Genomic DNA, 15,132 nt, shown 5'->3' with positions numbered 1-15,132 from the left:
AATATACCGTGCTGGTATTAACCGTCCTGTGTGTGGCTTCTTTTTGAGGGCGGTAGAAGTGGGCAACTGCCTTTGAAATCGGCACGCAGCCCCGTCAAGGAGAACATCGGGGCCAGAGTCATCAAGAGCATCGCTCAGCCTACGGCTCGTGGGGGCTGTAAGTCCGATAAGGCACAGAAACAGTTTATGCTCACGCCTCTGATCTGAATGGATTGCATCACAAGATACTCATGACGGAACGGAAAAAGCAGAAAGTATTGATTGATGCGGGAGTCCTTCTGGAACATCCGGACATCATCAGGAGTATCCGAGAGAAGCAAAATTGGCCAGTGCTCCTCGCTGAAGCGCTGACGACTCTAATGGAACGACGCAGCCATCCAACTGTTCAAGGACACCACGCGGAGCGAGTCCTTGGCCAAATCGAGGGCAGCAAGGCGTCCGCGATTGAGCGCTTCCCCGCAGGCGATTCTCTCCAGGCTGGCGATCACCTCGCTGAGTTTCGATATGACGGGGCGCCTGCTTTTCTCTTCAAGCGTCTGCGCTTCACCGAACAAGCTGCGGCTGGTAGGGTGATTGAGGTCGCGCGTGACTACGGCATGACGGTGGTGACCCGCGATGATCAGGTTGTGAGTCTTGCCGCGAAAGCGAATGTCGTCTGCTACAAATGGCCGTTAGTGGAAAAGTCGCGCACTTCCCCCAAGGATAATTTCCCGCCTGTAGGTTCTAAAGAACCCGACCCTTTCAAACCGCACAAGATTCCCCTCTCTAGTGCGGATGTGAGGCTGGTTGTCAAAGTCTTCCCATGCGCAAACGAAAATGTCGTCACTTCTGCAGGAAGACAAGTGCGGCTTGGTAAAAAGCTAAGTGAAGGTGGTGAGGGCGTCATCTATGAAACCAGTTCCCAAGAGCTGGTTTGCAAGATTTACCATCCGGACAAACTGACTTCGCTTAAACGAAAAAAAATTGAGCTGATGGTCACTCGAAAGATTGATCGGGCTGGTATCTGCTGGCCGACAGATCTGGTGTTCAACCAGTACGCCGAGTTTATCGGGTATCTCATGCCCCGCGCGCAGGGCAAAACAATGCAGGGGGCGATGTTCGTGAAGCCCGTGTTGCTGAAGACGTTCCCGACTTGGCAACGTGTCGACCTCGTCAACCTGTGCTTGGCTTTTCTGGAGCAACTGCGCTACCTGCATAGCTTGAATATCCTGGTAGGCGACATCAATCCGCAGAACCTGCTGGTCACCCAGGACAGTGAGAAGTTATGGTTGGTTGATACCGACAGCTTTCGGATTGAAGCGTTTCCCTGCCCAGTCGGAACCGTCAACTTTACTGCGCCCGAGATTCAGGGAAAGGGTTACGAGAGTTTTTTACGATCAACTCAGCATGAGCTTTTCGCAGTCGCGACCATGCTCTTTATGATTCTTTTCCCTGGGAAGCCACCTTATTCTCAACAAGGTGGGGGGTCGCCCGCGGAGAACATCAAAAACAAGAAATTTCCCTACCGCGACGCTAGCGACAAGGAAAACTTCTCTGGCGAGAATGCACCGCATGGCTCTTGGGCTGTGATATGGAATCACCTCTCAAAAGATATTCAGGCTGCTTTCCATCGCTCATTTAGCCGCGACGAGCGCCTCACTCTCGAGGAGTGGATAGAACTACTGAAACGCTACCGGTTCGCGATCAGAAAGAACTGGCGTAGCAACGAGATCTTTCCAAGCTCGTACTTTTTTATTCACGATCCGGTCGAGGTCATCTGCGGCAGATGCAATACCAAAACCACTGCGTCGCAAAAATATGCCTTGGCTCAAGCGAAAAAAGGGATGAAGGTTTGGTGCCAGGATTGTTTCAAGCAAAACAGGCTCAAACGCATGGCGGAAGAAAGCTACAAGGAAGGTCTTGAGGCGGAGAAAAAGCATCTGGGGCGGCCTGCTCCAATCCCTCAGATCCCACGTGCGCCTGTTGTTCCTCATCCCGCTTCACCCCCTCACACAACTTGTGCGGCGGCTCCATCGCGCCCGATGCGCACTACTGCGCACGTGTCTAAACAAGCGGCGGCCAACAGACCAACAGCGCAAGCGCAGACTGCAACCCCGCGAGCGGCCACGCCGCCAACCCAGCGCGCAAACCCGCAACCGCGGGCAACGCCTGTCCCTGGAGGTCGTTCGCCGATAGTTGCTCCGTCGCGTGCTCGGCTTGGGGCGGCATCGAAACCAACACTCATGGCCAAGGGGAGGCGTCTCCTCAGACGGCTCTGGCTCGCCATCTTTTTCAATTAATCCTTAAACGTTGCTTTTCAGTTAAGCCACGAATCTAACCTACGAACATACAGCAAGCGAGAAAACGCTCATGAAGGAAGAATTTATCCTCAGTCAGGAAGACCTGGTGGACAACCCGACGGCCCGTATACCGATCTGCTTGGTGCTCGATGTCAGCGGCTCAATGGACGGTGAACCACTGCGCGAACTTCAGGCAGGGGTGCAAATGTTTTATGAGGCAATCAGGGAGGATGAGGTCGCGCAATACGCTGCGGAAATCAGCATCGTCACATTCGGCAGCGAGGCAAAAAGAACCGTCGATTTCATGGCCATTGACCGCCAAGATGTACCCGCGCTGGTTGCTGACGGCTCAACAGCGATGGGCCAGGGTGTAAACCTCGCGCTCGATTTGCTAGAGGTTCGCAAGGCTGACTATCAGCGTGCAGGTGTCGACTATTACCAGCCTTGGATGGTCGTGATGACTGACGGCGAGCCGACTGATGATATTAGTCAGGCCAGCAAACGAATCCATTCGCTCAGTGCGGAGAAGAAACTGACGGTCTTCCCAATCGCAATTGGCCCAGGTGCGAATCTGGACAAGCTAGCCATGCTTTCTCCTGGCCGACCTCCATTGCGCCTCAAAGGGCTCAACTTCAAAGAGTTTTTCATGTGGCTCAGTCGCAGCGTTTCGCGCGTATCGCAATCTACGCCAGGCGAGACGGTGACCCTGGATTTAGAGGGTATCGCGGCCTGGGGGCAGGCTTGATGTCGGGTCTCGTATCGATGCAAGAGGCCAGACTTCAAACTTGTGGGAAGAGTTAAGATGACAGGCACGGATCGCAATTACCCCTACAAGACATCATGTGCGCGGATCATCGGTCGATCACACTTGCACAGCGACCTGCCTTGTCAGGACTATGTTGCGGCCCGTGCCCAGCGGGATTTTGCCTGCGTGGCCCTGGCTGACGGAGCGGGCTCGAAAACGCATTCCGAGCATGGTGCCCGAGCCGTCGTGAAAGCGACCATGCGGGTTCTGTCTAATCGTTTCGAAGAACTTTGGACGTTGGCCGAGAAGTGTCCCGGCGATGCCTCAGGGGAGTTGCTTCAATGCTGCCTTGGCGCGCTGGAGCGCCAAGCAAAAGAGTTGCAATGCCAAATGTCGGACTTGGCCAGCACTTTGCTGTTTGTCGCCCATTCCAAGGGGCGATACCTCGCTGGACATCTGGGAGATGGGTGCATCTTCCACCAGCAAGAGGATGGGCAGATTGTGGTGCTATCACATCCCGAAAATGGGGAATATGCAAACACGACCTTTTTCGTAACGGATGTATCTGCGCAAAGTCGCCTTCGGTTGTACCGAGGGAACTGTGCTATGGGGTCGGGCTTTGCCGTGATGAGCGACGGCACGGCCGAAAGTTTGTACCGCAGGTCTGACAAGTCTCCTGCGAGCGGCGTTAGACAGATCTTGAATTGGAATCGTGCAATGAAGGCCTTCGAAATGAGGCAGGTGCTGAGTGGCAATCTGGAGCGCTCCTTTGCGGTTAAGAGCGCCGATGACTGCTCAATCGGAGTCTTATCTCTTTAGCTCTGTGCAGGGATCCTGTTGAAACTGTTGGGTCCCTTGCTTTTTCCGATGTAGCGCAGACTTCCAGGGAAAGCCCTGAGTGCTTACGTCGGTCGGAGAATCTTTTCTGCAAAGAACTCATTCAAGGCATTTCACGTTGCGCCGATGTATAGGGGCGTACCACCCCCGATACAACAATTCGTCACGACACATGCGCCAAACTCTCGAAAAAACGCCCTGAACGTTTACAATTGCGCCTCCCTCTTGCACCTCAGATATCCAGGCAGTACATGGCACTCGATCCCACCACGATGCTTACCCTTTCGATTGCCCTGGCTGCGGCGGCGTCGTTGTATCTGGCGATCGAGTGGAGCAATGTGCGCGAGCCTTCGCTGGTGTTCTGGAGCGCGGGGTTTGCCACCATCAGCATCGGCTGCATCCTGGCGCTGTTGCGCAACAGCGGCATCGTGGTCATCGGGGTCTGGTTCGCCAATGGTTTGCTGATCATGGCGCACTGGCTGTTCCTGGTGGGAGTGGCGCGGTTTACCGCGGCGCGGCTGTCCAGGGGGTGGTTGCTGATCATTCCGATCTGGCTGGCGATGCTTTTCCTGCCCGCCGAACCCTGGTGGTCGAAGGTGATGCTGGGGATCCAGTCGTCGATCATCACCGTGCTGACGCTGCGGGCCAGCTTCCTGCTGCGGCCCCACGGCAAGACCATCAGCGTCGGGGCGGGGCAGTTGCGTTATGTGCTGCTGATTCACGGGCTGTTCTATCTGTGCAAGGTCATCACGGCGGTGATTCCCGGTACCTTGATCGATCTGGCATCCCTGCGCGGGGAGATCATTCAGATTTCCCTGGTCGAGGGGGCGATGGCGATCATGTTGATCGCGCTGTCGATGACCGGTTCAGAGCGCTATCGTCGGGAAAAACGCATCGAACGTCTGGCGGCGCGTGATCCGTTGACGGCCTTGTACAACCGTCGCGCCCTTGAAGTCAGGGCGCCGCGCCTGCTCGAAGATGTGTCGCCCTCGCGGCCGGGCGCGTTGCTGTTGATCGATATCGATAACTTCAAGTCCGTGAACGATCTGTACGGGCACACGGCGGGGGATCGGTTGCTGATTACGTTGAGCGAGATGATCCGCTCGATTCTGCCTGACGGTTCGTTGGCGGCGCGTCTGGGTGGGGACGAGTTCGTGCTGCTGCTGAGCAATGCATCGAGCGAGCACATCCATGAACTTGGCAGCACCTTGCGCGAGCGCTTCCAGATGGCCGCAGCCCAGGGTTTTTCTACCCCTGAAGCGGTGACGCTGAGCATCGGCGCCAGCCTGTTCGACCAGCCGCCCGCCAGCCTTGGGGCGTTGATCGAGCAGGGCGATGCAGCGCTGTATGAATCCAAGCGCGGCGGGCGCGACAGTATCCGCCTGGTCGATCGCACGCTGGCCACTGACGAACCCGTGCAAGCGCCCTGAACCGCGGTTCTTCAACCGTTCATCAGCCAGTTTTCGCGCCGCAGCCCGAGCCTGGACTTGTGGTCTGAACATTGCTGTAACTGTGGTGCAGGGCCGCGACAACCGAAAGTTGACGCCATCCTGCGCTCATCCCCCGCAGCTATGTTCGGCATGCCACGACGCGCGTGCCATGGAGCCCACCTTGAGTACCCTCTCGGAAATTGCAGCAAACCTGTTGAAGCGTGAACGTATGGCCGAGGGTTCCAACGCAGTCACGACTGCGCAGCAGGCGGTGGGCCTTGAGCAATTGATGGCGCTGTCCCGCGAAAAAGACGTGCACAAGTGGCAAGAAGCGCTGAGTCAGTTGATCGCCGATAACCCTGGCAAACGTCGCGTCACCGTCCTGCGCGTGATCGAAGGCGGCCTTTCATCCTGAATGTTGTCCGTTAGCCGCTATTCATCGGCTTTCTGGCGTTAGCCGGTCGTGTGCCAGGCGTGTATCGTTGCGATCATGTTCCTGGCACCTCCGGAAAAAAAAGATGACTCGTCCTCGTTTCTTGCCCGATAACTTCACCCTGACCCTGGTCACGGTGGTCATCATCGCCAGTTTTCTGCCAGCCAGTGGCCAAGTGGCCGTAGGCTTCAGTTGGCTGACCAACATTGCCATCGCCCTGCTGTTTTTCATGCACGGTGCCAAGCTGTCCCGTGAGTCGATCATTGCCGGTGCAGGCCACTGGCGCCTGCACCTGCTGGTGTTCGGCCTGACGTTCGTGATCTTTCCGCTGGTGGGCCTGGCGCTCAAGCCAGTGCTTTCACCGCTGATTGGCAAAGACCTGTACATGGGCATCCTGTACCTGTGCGCTTTGCCTGCGACGGTGCAGTCGGCCATTGCCTTCACGTCCCTGGCTCGCGGCAATATTCCGGCGGCCATCTGCAGCGCGGCGGCGTCAAGCCTGTTCGGGATTTTCCTGACGCCGTTGCTGGTGACCTTGCTGCTGAATGTGCACGGCGATGGCGGCTCGACCGTGGATGCCATCGTCAAGATCAGCATTCAGTTGCTGCTGCCGTTCATTGCCGGGCAGATTGCGCGCCGCTGGATTGGCGCATGGGTCGGCCGCAACAAGAACTGGCTGAAATTCGTCGATCAGGGCTCGATCCTGCTGGTGGTGTACGGGGCGTTCAGCGAGGCGGTGAACGAGGGCATCTGGCACAAGATCCCGGCGTGGGATCTGGCGGGCCTGGTGCTGGTGTGCTGCGTGTTGCTGGGTGTGATCCTGATGATCTCCAACGTACTGGGCAAGATCTTCGGTTTCAACATCGAAGACCGCATCACCATTCTGTTCTGCGGCTCGAAGAAGAGCCTGGCGACCGGCGTGCCGATGGCCCAGGTGTTGTTCGCGGGCAGCACCATCGGCGTGCTGATCCTGCCGCTGATGCTGTTCCACCAGATTCAACTTATGGTCTGCGCGACCCTGGCCCAGCGTTACGCCAAGCGCCAGGAGTCGGTGCCGGAGTTGGTGGCCCAGGTCGATCCATAAGTGCCACGACATATAAAAAAGCCCCGATCATTCGGGGCTTTTTCATTCATGGCTTGTCACTCTTCAGCCAGTTGTTCTTCATATTCCTTCACATAACTGCCGGCAAGTTTTTCCTTCTGTGTGTCATCCAGCAACTTGCCCGCCATCTGGAAGAACTTCTGTTCTTCTTCTTTCAAGTGATGATGCACCTTCTCTGACAACTTCTTGGCAGTGACCAGCCAGGCCGGGCTGGACATGTCGGTTTCATCCAGCTCTTCCATCAGTTCGTCCATCTCGTGGTGTTCGGAGATGGCATGGCGACTGAGGTCTACGCCGTTATCGAACTTCATCAGCGGCATATAGAAAAAGCGCTCTTCGGCAGTTTCATGTGCCTGCAACTCGGCTTTCAACTGCTTGTAGGCCTCGACGCGGGCCTCGCTTTCGCCGTGGGTTTGGATCAGGGCATCGGCGTATCCGCGCTGGCGGTCGTGGCTTTCTCTCAGGGCTTCGAAGATGTTCACGGTGAGGTCCCTCAATTGACATGTGAGCTACTAGGGCTAGACCGTTCCCTGTGAACAGACGTTCCATCGGTGTGCGCGGCATAAGCTTAGATCTATACGTTTCTTTCATAATTTCTGACTGTTTTTATAATCAAAACGACTTTAATCATCTGCCTTCATGCCGTTTCGTCATTTCAAGGATCCCCATGCCCCTTCGCAGACTCTTCGTTGCCGCAGCGCTGATGCTGGCTACGGTTACCGCCCACGCCGAGCAGGTCATCAGCATTGGCTACCAGCGCTCTTCCACCCTCTGGCTGTTGCTCAAGAATGACGGGCAGATCGAGCAGCGGCTCAAACCCCTGGGTTTTACCGTGCAATGGCATGAGTTCAGCAGCGGACTGTTGAGTGCGATGAACGCCGGCAGCGTCGATCTGCATGCCGATGTGGCGGATGCCTTCGCGCTGTTCACCCAGGCTGCGGGTACGCCATTGACTTACTACGCGCGGGAAAACCCGTCGCCCAGTGCCCAGGCGATCATCGTTCAGGACGGCTCGCCGATTCGCAGCGTTGCCGATCTGAAAGGCAAGCGCGTGGCGGTATCCAAAGGTTCGGGCAGCAACTTTCTGTTGATCTCGGCGCTGAAGAAAGCCGGGCTGACCTTGGCCGACATTCAGCCGGTATACCTGGAAGCACCGGATGGCGTCGCCGCATTCTCCAGCGGCAACGTCGATGCGTGGGCGATCTGGGACCCGTTCCTGGCCACCCAGCAACGCGAGCATCACGTCCGCGTACTGGCCGACGGCACCGATGGCGTTGCCAACTACAACCGTTTCTACGTCGCCAACACCAGCTTCGCCAAGGCCCACCCCGAAGTGTTGCAGGTGGTGTTCGATACCCTTCACGACGCCGGCCAGTGGGTCAAGGGACACCCGCAGGAGGCGGCGAAGAACCTGGCGCCGTTGTGGGGCAACATCCCGCCCGAAACCGTGGAGCTGGCCAACAGCCGCCGCAGCTATGACATCGTTCCGGTGAAGGTGGATCAACTGGCAGAACAACAACGCATTGCCGATTTCTACTACGAGTCGAAGTTGATTCCCAAGCCGCTGAAGATTTCCGACATCGCAGTCTGGGTTCCCCAGGGCAAATAACGCAGGAGTGCACGCATGAGTCGTCAAATTCACCTGTCTGCCTTCCTGCTCAGCGGCCCGGTTATCCACAGCCATGCCGCCTGGCGTCACCCTGAAACCCTGGGCAACTACCTCGACCCTGAGTATTACGCGCGCACGGCGCGGGTGGTGGAGGAGGGGTTGTTCGATTTTCTGTTCTTTGCCGACCGCCTGGCCGTGGGCGACCAGATGGGCGGCTCGCGGGAGGTAGCGCTACGTTACGGCGCCCAGGACGCGACGCGGCTCGATCCGCTGCCGATCCTCTCGTATCTGGTGGGGCAGACCCGCAAGCTGGGCCTTGGCGCCACGCGATCCACGACCTATTACGAGCCTGCGCACATCGCCCGGGAATTCGCCACCCTCGACCATCTGTCCAAGGGGCGGGCGGCGTGGAACATCGTCACCTCGATGAACGACAGCGAAGGCCGGCTGTTCGGCAAGGACAAGCACCTGGAGCACGATCTGCGCTACGACCGCGCCGACGAATTCGTCGAGGTCGCGCTCAAGCTCTGGAAAAGCTGGGCGCCGGACGCGCTGAAGCTGGATCGGGAAAACGGCGTGCTGGCCGATCCGTCGAAGATTACTTCGGTGGAGCACGTGGGCGAGTGGTTCAAGGTGCATGGCCCGCTCAACATCCCGCGCCCACCTCAAGGCAGGCCGGTGCTGATCCAGGCCGGCTCGTCCGGGCGTGGGCGGCGGTTCGGTGCGCGCTGGGCCGAGGCGATCTTCACCATTCATCCGCACCTCAAGGCCATGCAGGCGTTTCGTGAGGATGTGCGCGGCCAGGTGGTCCAGCAAGGGCGCCACGCCGACAGTTGCAAGGTGCTGACAGCGGTGATGCCGTTCATCGGCGGCAGCGAGGCCGAAGCGCGGGCCAAGCGCGACCGGCACAATGCGCTGGCGCGTCCGGAATTGGGGCTGGTGACGCTGGCGTCGCAGTTGAATGTCGACCTGTCGCCGTTTTCCCTGTCATCGACCCTGGCTGAGATTGCCCGCGCACCGTCAATTCATCCTGCTGCGGCCGAGAAATTGCTGATGCAGGGCGCCGACACCACACTCGAAGAGCTGGGCCGGATCTTCGCCAGCAGCGTGCGGGTGCCGCAATTGGTCGGCACCGGCGCGCAGATTGCCGATCAACTGGCTGAACTTTTCACTCAAGGCGGCTGTGATGGCTTCGTGATTTCTCCGGCGTACTTGCCGGGGTCGTTCAGCGAGTTCGCCGAGAGCGTGATCCCGCATTTGCAGCGCAAGGGGCTGTTCCGCACGGCGTATGAAGGATCGACGCTGCGTGAGCACCTGGGTTTGGCGGAACTTGCGGAGTAGCAACCCCATCGATCCCGTAGGAGCGCGCTTGCCCGCGACGGCGGTGTGTCAGTCACATATCAGTGATTGATCAGTCGCCATCGCGGGCAAGCGCGCTCCTACAGGGTTTTCAGCGTTCTCCTGGTAGTGAAATCTGCAGGTTGTACAGCAATCCGACAGCACCCCCTGATCGATTAGCGGCTGACATCCAGGTCATGCTGGGTATGATGGGCCCGACGTTTTTATGAAAGGGCCTGTTCCCAATGATGAAGTTTTTCGCCGCGCTGCTCTGTGTCTTCACCGGGCTGGCCCATGCCGAACCCGCACTGCTCACTGACCTCGCCTTGCCTTACCTCGCTGCGGCTCCCGCAGACTCCAAAGACAAACCGCTGATTATCTTCCTGCACGGTTACGGCAGTGACGAGCGTGATCTGTTCGGCATCAAGGACGATCTGCCCAGGGACAGCACCTACCTCTCGGTGCGTGCGCCGATGGAAGTCGATGGTGGGGGATACAAGTGGTTTTCCCAGGACACCGACCAGGCCGACTACGAAGGCGTCACCAGTGATGTGGACAAAAGCACCGACCTGCTGCGTACCTTCATCGAGCAAGCCACGGAGAAGTACGCGACCCAGCCAGACAAGGTGATTCTGATCGGTTTCAGCCAGGGCGCCATGATGAGTTACCAGATCGGCCTTGAGCACCCTGAACTGGTGCGGGGGATTGCGCCGTTGAGCGGCAAGATTCTCTCGGCGCTCAATGGCCGGCTCAAACCCGAGGAACGCTTGAAGCCGCTGAAGGTGTTCATCGGCCATGGCGAGGCGGACAACCGCGTGGCCTACACCGGCGCCACCGAAGCCCGCACGGTGCTGGAGAATCTGCTGATCAACCCGGAGTTTCATTCCTACCCCGGAGCGGGGCATACCATCACCTCGGCGGAAGTGACCGATCTGAGTCGCTGGGTGCAAGCGCAGCTTTCTCGCGGCTGACGCTTCTGCGGAGTGGGGTCACAAACCCTGGCTGGCGCGAATCAACTCATATGCCCGCCGCGCCAGCGGGTTCACGGTGTTGGGCCTGATCCACAGGTGATAGGTCACGTCCGGCAAACGTGGCAACCCGTCCGCTTCGCCCAGTACGCGCATGTCCGGCCCGAGCATTTCCATGCTCCGGGCCGTCACCCCCAGGCCTGCGCGGGTCGCAGCCTTGATACCGATCAGGTTTGACGCAAGATAGGCCTGGCGCCAGGGGATGCTGGCCCGCTCCAGCGCCTCGATGGCGTAGCGCCGGTAGATACTGGGCTCATCCACCAGAATCAACGGAATCGGCTCGCCCGGTACGTGCAGGTACTGCGCCGAACAGATCCACCACACCGGTGAGGTGCGCAGGGCAAAGCCTTCAAGATCTGGGTCTTCACGGGTCGAAATCACCATGTCCACCTTGCCCCGATGCAAGTCTTCCATCAGGAACGGACTGCGCCCCACATCGATTTCCAACCGCAGTTTCGGCGCCGAGCGGGCGATGTGGCTGAGGATCGGCGGCAAGATGGTGTCGGCGATGTCATGGGGCGAGCCGATGCGCAGCACACCGCTCATGCTGCTTTCCCGAAGTGAATTGAGCGCGTCATCGTTGAGCGACAGCAACTGACGTGCGTGACGCAATAGCTGGCGTCCCGGCTCGGTCAGCTGCTTCTGCCGGCCCTGCTTCTGAAACAGGCTGACACCGATCTGCTGCTCAAGCCGTTGCATCTGCTGGGTCACCGAAGACTGCGTACGCGACAGCCGCGCGCCGGCCTCGGCGAAGCTGTGATGATCGACGACAGCGACGAAGGTGCGCAGCAGTTCGAGGTCGAGGGTGGTGGACATTGGGGCGTACTCAGTCAGGGCCAGACACAATCCCTGTAGGAGCGCGCTTGCTCTGGGCCGCACTCGGACGACGGCAGTGTGTCAGTCAGCAGATATTTACCTGACACACCGCCGTCGCGGGCAAGCGCGCTCCTACAGGGTTACATCAGTCGGGAAGCGTAATACATTACGATTTTTTATGATTTATGGAAGGGTTTTTGTCAATCCTCCCATTTGGGCCAGTAAATACAGGCTTATTCCATTTGCATTAAAAATGCATCACCAGAAAGTTATAACCATATTTGATATTTGAATTTCCGTCCGCAGCGTTCCCTCCCTAGGATGCGGGTCATCAAGTGACGATGACCATCGAGGGAAAATCCATGCCATACACGCGCTCGCCCATTACCCGTTTGCTGCCCTTGTTCGTCGGTACGCTCGCTGCGCTGGGCGCAAGTTTTGCCGTTCAGGCCGATGCCACGCTGGACAAGATCGAGCAGCGTCATCGTCTGGTGGTAGGGGTGTTGCTGTCGGGCGGGCCGTTCGGTTCCATTGATCCGGGCAACCAGAAACCCAAGGGCTTGAACGTCGATATGGCCGAAGACCTTGGCCGTCAACTGGGCGCCGAGGTGGAACTGGTTCCGGTGCTGCCTGCCAACCGCGTGCAGTTCCTGCAACAGGGCAAGGTCGATCTGTTGATCGCCAACATGGAATGGACCGCCGAGCGCGGCCAGCAACTGGGGTTCGTGCCGACGCCGTTCTACCGCGTCGGCGGCACGGCGGCGGTGCTAAAGGACAGCAAGATCACCCGCTGGGAAGACCTCAAGGGTCAGCCGGTGTGCACCTCCCAGGGCAGCAGCTACGTCAAGCCGCTGACTGAATTCGGCGCGGAATTGAAAGCCTTCAAGAGCTCGTCCGAATCGCTGTTGGCGTTGCGTGGCAACAACTGTGTGGCCGCCGTTCACGACGCGACGCTGATCAATCCGCTGGTGGCCGACAGCCCCGAGTGGCAGAACTATCGCGCCATCACCCCCGAGCTGAACCCGGCACCGTCGGTGATCTGGACCCGCCCCGGCGAAACCGACACCCAGGCGAAACTCGACACCATCGTCAAAGGCTGGCACCGAACCGGCTGGTTGATCGAAGCCGAGAAACGCCACCACATCACCCCGACGTCATCTGCGCTGGTGGAGTTGCATGACAAGTTCCAGGCCAGCGGTGCATGAGTCACTGGCTTGAAGTGTTCGTGCAGTGGGCGGCGAAGTTGGGGCTGAACTACAGCTTCGTGCTGGACGCCTATGCTCGTGGCTCGCTGCTTCAGGGCGCGCTTACGACGGTGTGGCTGTGCCTGTTCACCCTCGTCGGCAGCCTGCTGGCCGGTGTCGCCCTTGCTGCCATGCTGACCAGCGGCAAGCCCTGGCTGGCACGGCCTGCGCGGGTGTTCGTCGAGGTCACGCGCAACACCCCGACGCTGGTGCAGCTGTATTGCGCGTTCCTGGTCCTGAACATGTTGCTGACCCAGGCCGTGGGCACGGCCAACCCCCTGACACCGTTCGCCTGGGTGGTGATCGTCATCTCGCTGCACAAGGGGGCGTTTCACGCAGAAGCCTTGCGTGCCGGGATCGAAGCAGTGCCGGCGGTCACCCTTGAAGCGGCCAGTTCCCTGGCCTTCAGCAGCCGCCAGTTGCTGTGGAATGTGCAGATGCCGCTGGCGGTGCGTTTTGCCTTGCCCTCGTTGATCAACAACCTGATCGATCTGGTGAAGATGACGGCCGTGGCCTCGGCAATTGCCGTAGGCGACATCACCTACGCCTCGATCATGATCTGGACCCAGAGCGACAACGTGCTGGAGCTGATGATTCTGCTGCTGGCGTTCTTCGGCCTGCTCAGCTTTGTCGTCAACTGCGTGGGCAGATTTCTCGAAGCCCGATTGAGGATGCCCGGTTATGGTCATTGAAACAGTCGGCGCACTGTGGGAATGGTCCCCGGCCCTGGCCACAGGCTTCTGGCAAAACATTCTGATCAGCCTGCTGGCGATTGCCCTCGGCTCGCTGCTGGGTTTGCTGATCGGTGCGCTGGCGGTGTCGCCGCTGTGGATCACCCGCTTGCCGGCGCGAATCTGGGTCCAGGTGTTTCGCAACGCACCCTGGCTTGTGCTGATTTATTTCACCACCTACGTGTTCCCGTTCGAGCTTCACATCGGCGGCCACTGGGTGGCCTTCCCGGACTGGGTGAAAGTCACCATCGGTCTGGCCTTGCCGGCCAGTGCGAACGTTGCGGAAATCTTTCGTGGGGCCATCGGATCGATTCCCGGCACTCAGTGGGAAGCGTCTCGCTCCCTGGCTTTCACCCGGGGGCAGATCTTTCGCTCGATCATCCTGCCGCAGTGCTTCAAACGCATGCTGCCGCCCTGGATGAACCTGTACGCGGTGATCACCATGGGCACGGCGCTGGCCTCGCTGGTGGGGGTGCACGACCTGATCGACACCGCGCAGATCGCCAGCAATACCGTCAACCGCACCGGCTTTACCGTGATGATCTATTTCAGCGTGCTGGCGCTGTTCTTCGCCTATTGCTACCCGATTTCGCGACTCACTCAACATCTGGAGCGACGTTATGCCTTCTCTTGAAACGCGCACCGAGCAGCCCCTTGTCAGCCTGCACGACGTGCATCTGTCGTTCGGCAGCAACCCGGTCCTCAACGGCATCGACCTTGAGGTACAGCGGGGCCAGGCGGTGTCGATCATCGGCCCGTCGGGCTCGGGCAAGTCGACGATCCTGCGTTGCATCACCGGCCTCTTGCAGCCCCAGCGCGGCACGATTCGGGTCGGCGACACGCAAGTGCACACGCTCAACGCCGAAGCCCAGCGCATCGAGTTGCGCAAGCGAGTGGGGTTCGTGTTTCAGCAGTACAACCTGTTTCCGCATCTGTCTGTAATGGAAAACCTGGTGATCGCTCCGCGCAAGGTGTTGGGGCGCAGCTCGAAGGATGCGGAACAACAAGCGCGGGCCTTGCTCGCCAAGGTGCGCATGGAGCACAAGGCCGATGCGTATCCGGGGCAGCTGTCCGGCGGGCAGCAGCAACGGGTGGCGATTGCCCGTGCCTTGGCGATGCGTCCGGAACTGATCCTGTTCGATGAAGTGACCTCGGCCCTGGATCCGGAAACCGTGGGCGAGGTGCTGGCGGTGATCCGCGAGCTGACCGAGGAGGGCATGACCTGTGTGCTGGTCACCCACGAGATGCGCTTCGCCGAGGACATCAGCGACGTGGTGTATTTCACTGAGAACGGCCTGATCGTCGAGCACGGCAGCGCCGAACAGATTTTTCAGCGCCCGACCAGCGAGCGCACCCAGGGGTTTTTGCGTCACGCGCTGGGGGATGCCGGGCGTCGTCCGGTGGTGAGCGGCGACCCGTATCTGTTGAGCAATATCGGGCGGTATAGCCTGTCGGTTTGAGCACCACGCTCTGTAGGAGCGCGCTTGCCCGCGATTGCGATCTGTCTGTCACATATCGGGTCGCTGACACACCGCCGTCG

Annotated in this window: 15 protein-coding genes; 13 read left to right on the top strand and 2 right to left on the bottom strand. The window is 59.1% G+C overall.

Going from position 1 to position 15,132, the window contains the following annotated elements; all coding sequences use genetic code 11:
- The first annotated feature begins 230 nt into the window (after positions 1 to 230).
- The 6 genes from ACIPOO_RS01380 (at position 231) to ACIPOO_RS01355 (ending at position 6,808) form a co-directional block, all read left to right on the top strand.
- Positions 231 to 2,279, top strand: coding sequence for a hypothetical protein (locus tag ACIPOO_RS01380; protein WP_400603896.1), 2,049 nt, complete (start codon positions 231 to 233; stop codon positions 2,277 to 2,279).
- 70 nt (positions 2,280 to 2,349) lie between these two features.
- The gene (locus tag ACIPOO_RS01375) at positions 2,350 to 3,024 is read left to right on the top strand and encodes a VWA domain-containing protein (RefSeq protein WP_400603894.1); all 675 of its coding nucleotides are present in this window, start codon (positions 2,350 to 2,352) and stop codon (positions 3,022 to 3,024) included.
- A 57-nt stretch (positions 3,025 to 3,081) separates the two neighbouring features.
- Positions 3,082 to 3,843, top strand: a complete 762-nt coding sequence (locus ACIPOO_RS01370; protein WP_400603891.1) for a PP2C family serine/threonine-protein phosphatase — start codon at positions 3,082 to 3,084, stop codon at positions 3,841 to 3,843.
- 269 nt (positions 3,844 to 4,112) lie between these two features.
- Entirely contained in the window at positions 4,113 to 5,291 is a 1,179-nt protein-coding gene (locus ACIPOO_RS01365; RefSeq protein ID WP_400603889.1) for a GGDEF domain-containing protein, read from the top strand.
- 181 nt (positions 5,292 to 5,472) lie between these two features.
- Entirely contained in the window at positions 5,473 to 5,706 is a 234-nt protein-coding gene (locus ACIPOO_RS01360; protein WP_274132572.1) for a hypothetical protein, read from the top strand.
- A gap of 103 nt (positions 5,707 to 5,809) precedes the next feature.
- Positions 5,810 to 6,808, top strand: coding sequence for a bile acid:sodium symporter family protein (locus ACIPOO_RS01355; RefSeq protein ID WP_400603887.1), 999 nt, complete (start codon positions 5,810 to 5,812; stop codon positions 6,806 to 6,808).
- Positions 6,809 to 6,864: 56 nt separating this feature from the next.
- On the opposite strand, the gene ACIPOO_RS01350 is transcribed toward ACIPOO_RS01355, so the two are convergent.
- On the bottom strand, positions 6,865 to 7,308 hold the full coding sequence (locus tag ACIPOO_RS01350) for a hemerythrin domain-containing protein (protein ID WP_400603884.1): 444 nt from the start codon (positions 7,306 to 7,308) through the stop codon (positions 6,865 to 6,867).
- Positions 7,309 to 7,493: 185 nt separating this feature from the next.
- On the opposite strand from ACIPOO_RS01350, the gene ACIPOO_RS01345 reads away from it, so the two are divergent.
- The 3 genes from ACIPOO_RS01345 to ACIPOO_RS01335 all read left to right on the top strand — a co-directional run bounded on the left by ACIPOO_RS01345 (position 7,494) and on the right by ACIPOO_RS01335 (position 10,744).
- A complete protein-coding gene (locus ACIPOO_RS01345; protein WP_400603882.1) occupies positions 7,494 to 8,435 on the top strand; it encodes an aliphatic sulfonate ABC transporter substrate-binding protein in 942 nt (313 codons plus the stop codon).
- A 15-nt stretch (positions 8,436 to 8,450) separates the two neighbouring features.
- Positions 8,451 to 9,776 carry an LLM class flavin-dependent oxidoreductase gene (locus ACIPOO_RS01340; RefSeq protein WP_400603880.1) on the top strand — a complete coding sequence of 442 codons (1,326 nt, stop codon included), beginning with the start codon at positions 8,451 to 8,453 and terminating at the stop codon, positions 9,774 to 9,776.
- A gap of 242 nt (positions 9,777 to 10,018) precedes the next feature.
- Positions 10,019 to 10,744, top strand: a complete 726-nt coding sequence (locus tag ACIPOO_RS01335) for an alpha/beta hydrolase (protein ID WP_274132562.1) — start codon at positions 10,019 to 10,021, stop codon at positions 10,742 to 10,744.
- An 18-nt stretch (positions 10,745 to 10,762) separates the two neighbouring features.
- On the opposite strand, the gene ACIPOO_RS01330 is transcribed toward ACIPOO_RS01335, so the two are convergent.
- Entirely contained in the window at positions 10,763 to 11,617 is an 855-nt protein-coding gene (locus ACIPOO_RS01330) for a LysR substrate-binding domain-containing protein (RefSeq protein ID WP_400603876.1), read from the bottom strand.
- A 362-nt stretch (positions 11,618 to 11,979) separates the two neighbouring features.
- On the opposite strand from ACIPOO_RS01330, the gene ACIPOO_RS01325 reads away from it, so the two are divergent.
- Genes ACIPOO_RS01325 through ACIPOO_RS01310 form a run of 4 tightly spaced genes read left to right on the top strand, consistent with a single transcriptional unit; the run spans position 11,980 to position 15,052 of the window.
- Complete coding sequence (locus ACIPOO_RS01325) at positions 11,980 to 12,822, top strand: transporter substrate-binding domain-containing protein (RefSeq protein ID WP_400603874.1); 843 nt, start codon at positions 11,980 to 11,982, stop codon at positions 12,820 to 12,822.
- Positions 12,819 to 13,553 carry an amino acid ABC transporter permease gene (locus tag ACIPOO_RS01320; RefSeq protein WP_400603872.1) on the top strand — a complete coding sequence of 245 codons (735 nt, stop codon included), beginning with the start codon at positions 12,819 to 12,821 and terminating at the stop codon, positions 13,551 to 13,553. The genes ACIPOO_RS01325 and ACIPOO_RS01320 overlap by 4 nt, the downstream gene beginning before the upstream one ends.
- Complete coding sequence (locus tag ACIPOO_RS01315; protein ID WP_400603869.1) at positions 13,543 to 14,226, top strand: amino acid ABC transporter permease; 684 nt, start codon at positions 13,543 to 13,545, stop codon at positions 14,224 to 14,226. The genes ACIPOO_RS01320 and ACIPOO_RS01315 overlap by 11 nt, the downstream gene beginning before the upstream one ends.
- Positions 14,213 to 15,052 carry an amino acid ABC transporter ATP-binding protein gene (locus tag ACIPOO_RS01310; protein WP_400603867.1) on the top strand — a complete coding sequence of 280 codons (840 nt, stop codon included), beginning with the start codon at positions 14,213 to 14,215 and terminating at the stop codon, positions 15,050 to 15,052. Before ACIPOO_RS01315 ends, ACIPOO_RS01310 begins: the two co-directional genes overlap by 14 nt.
- Positions 15,053 to 15,132: the final 80 nt, after the last annotated feature.

Origin of the sequence: Pseudomonas sp. NPDC090201 (assembly GCF_044746825.1) — a bacterium.
Lineage (GTDB): Bacteria > Pseudomonadota > Gammaproteobacteria > Pseudomonadales > Pseudomonadaceae > Aquipseudomonas > Aquipseudomonas putida_AD.
The sequence above is the reverse complement of the archived record's forward strand: the minus strand, read 5'-3'. Positions and strand labels throughout refer to the sequence as shown.

Coding starts and splice junctions, on each gene's coding strand:
- ACIPOO_RS01380 (WP_400603896.1), top strand. CDS start 231: ATGACGGAACGGAAAAAGCAGAAAGTATTGATTGATGCGGGAGTCCTT.
- ACIPOO_RS01375 (WP_400603894.1), top strand. CDS start 2,350: ATGAAGGAAGAATTTATCCTCAGTCAGGAAGACCTGGTGGACAACCCG.
- ACIPOO_RS01370 (WP_400603891.1), top strand. CDS start 3,082: ATGACAGGCACGGATCGCAATTACCCCTACAAGACATCATGTGCGCGG.
- ACIPOO_RS01365 (WP_400603889.1), top strand. CDS start 4,113: ATGGCACTCGATCCCACCACGATGCTTACCCTTTCGATTGCCCTGGCT.
- ACIPOO_RS01355 (WP_400603887.1), top strand. CDS start 5,810: ATGACTCGTCCTCGTTTCTTGCCCGATAACTTCACCCTGACCCTGGTC.
- ACIPOO_RS01345 (WP_400603882.1), top strand. CDS start 7,494: ATGCCCCTTCGCAGACTCTTCGTTGCCGCAGCGCTGATGCTGGCTACG.
- ACIPOO_RS01340 (WP_400603880.1), top strand. CDS start 8,451: ATGAGTCGTCAAATTCACCTGTCTGCCTTCCTGCTCAGCGGCCCGGTT.
- ACIPOO_RS01335 (WP_274132562.1), top strand. CDS start 10,019: ATGATGAAGTTTTTCGCCGCGCTGCTCTGTGTCTTCACCGGGCTGGCC.
- ACIPOO_RS01330 (WP_400603876.1), bottom strand. CDS start 11,617: ATGTCCACCACCCTCGACCTCGAACTGCTGCGCACCTTCGTCGCTGTC.
- ACIPOO_RS01325 (WP_400603874.1), top strand. CDS start 11,980: ATGCCATACACGCGCTCGCCCATTACCCGTTTGCTGCCCTTGTTCGTC.
- ACIPOO_RS01320 (WP_400603872.1), top strand. CDS start 12,819: ATGAGTCACTGGCTTGAAGTGTTCGTGCAGTGGGCGGCGAAGTTGGGG.
- ACIPOO_RS01315 (WP_400603869.1), top strand. CDS start 13,543: ATGGTCATTGAAACAGTCGGCGCACTGTGGGAATGGTCCCCGGCCCTG.
- ACIPOO_RS01310 (WP_400603867.1), top strand. CDS start 14,213: ATGCCTTCTCTTGAAACGCGCACCGAGCAGCCCCTTGTCAGCCTGCAC.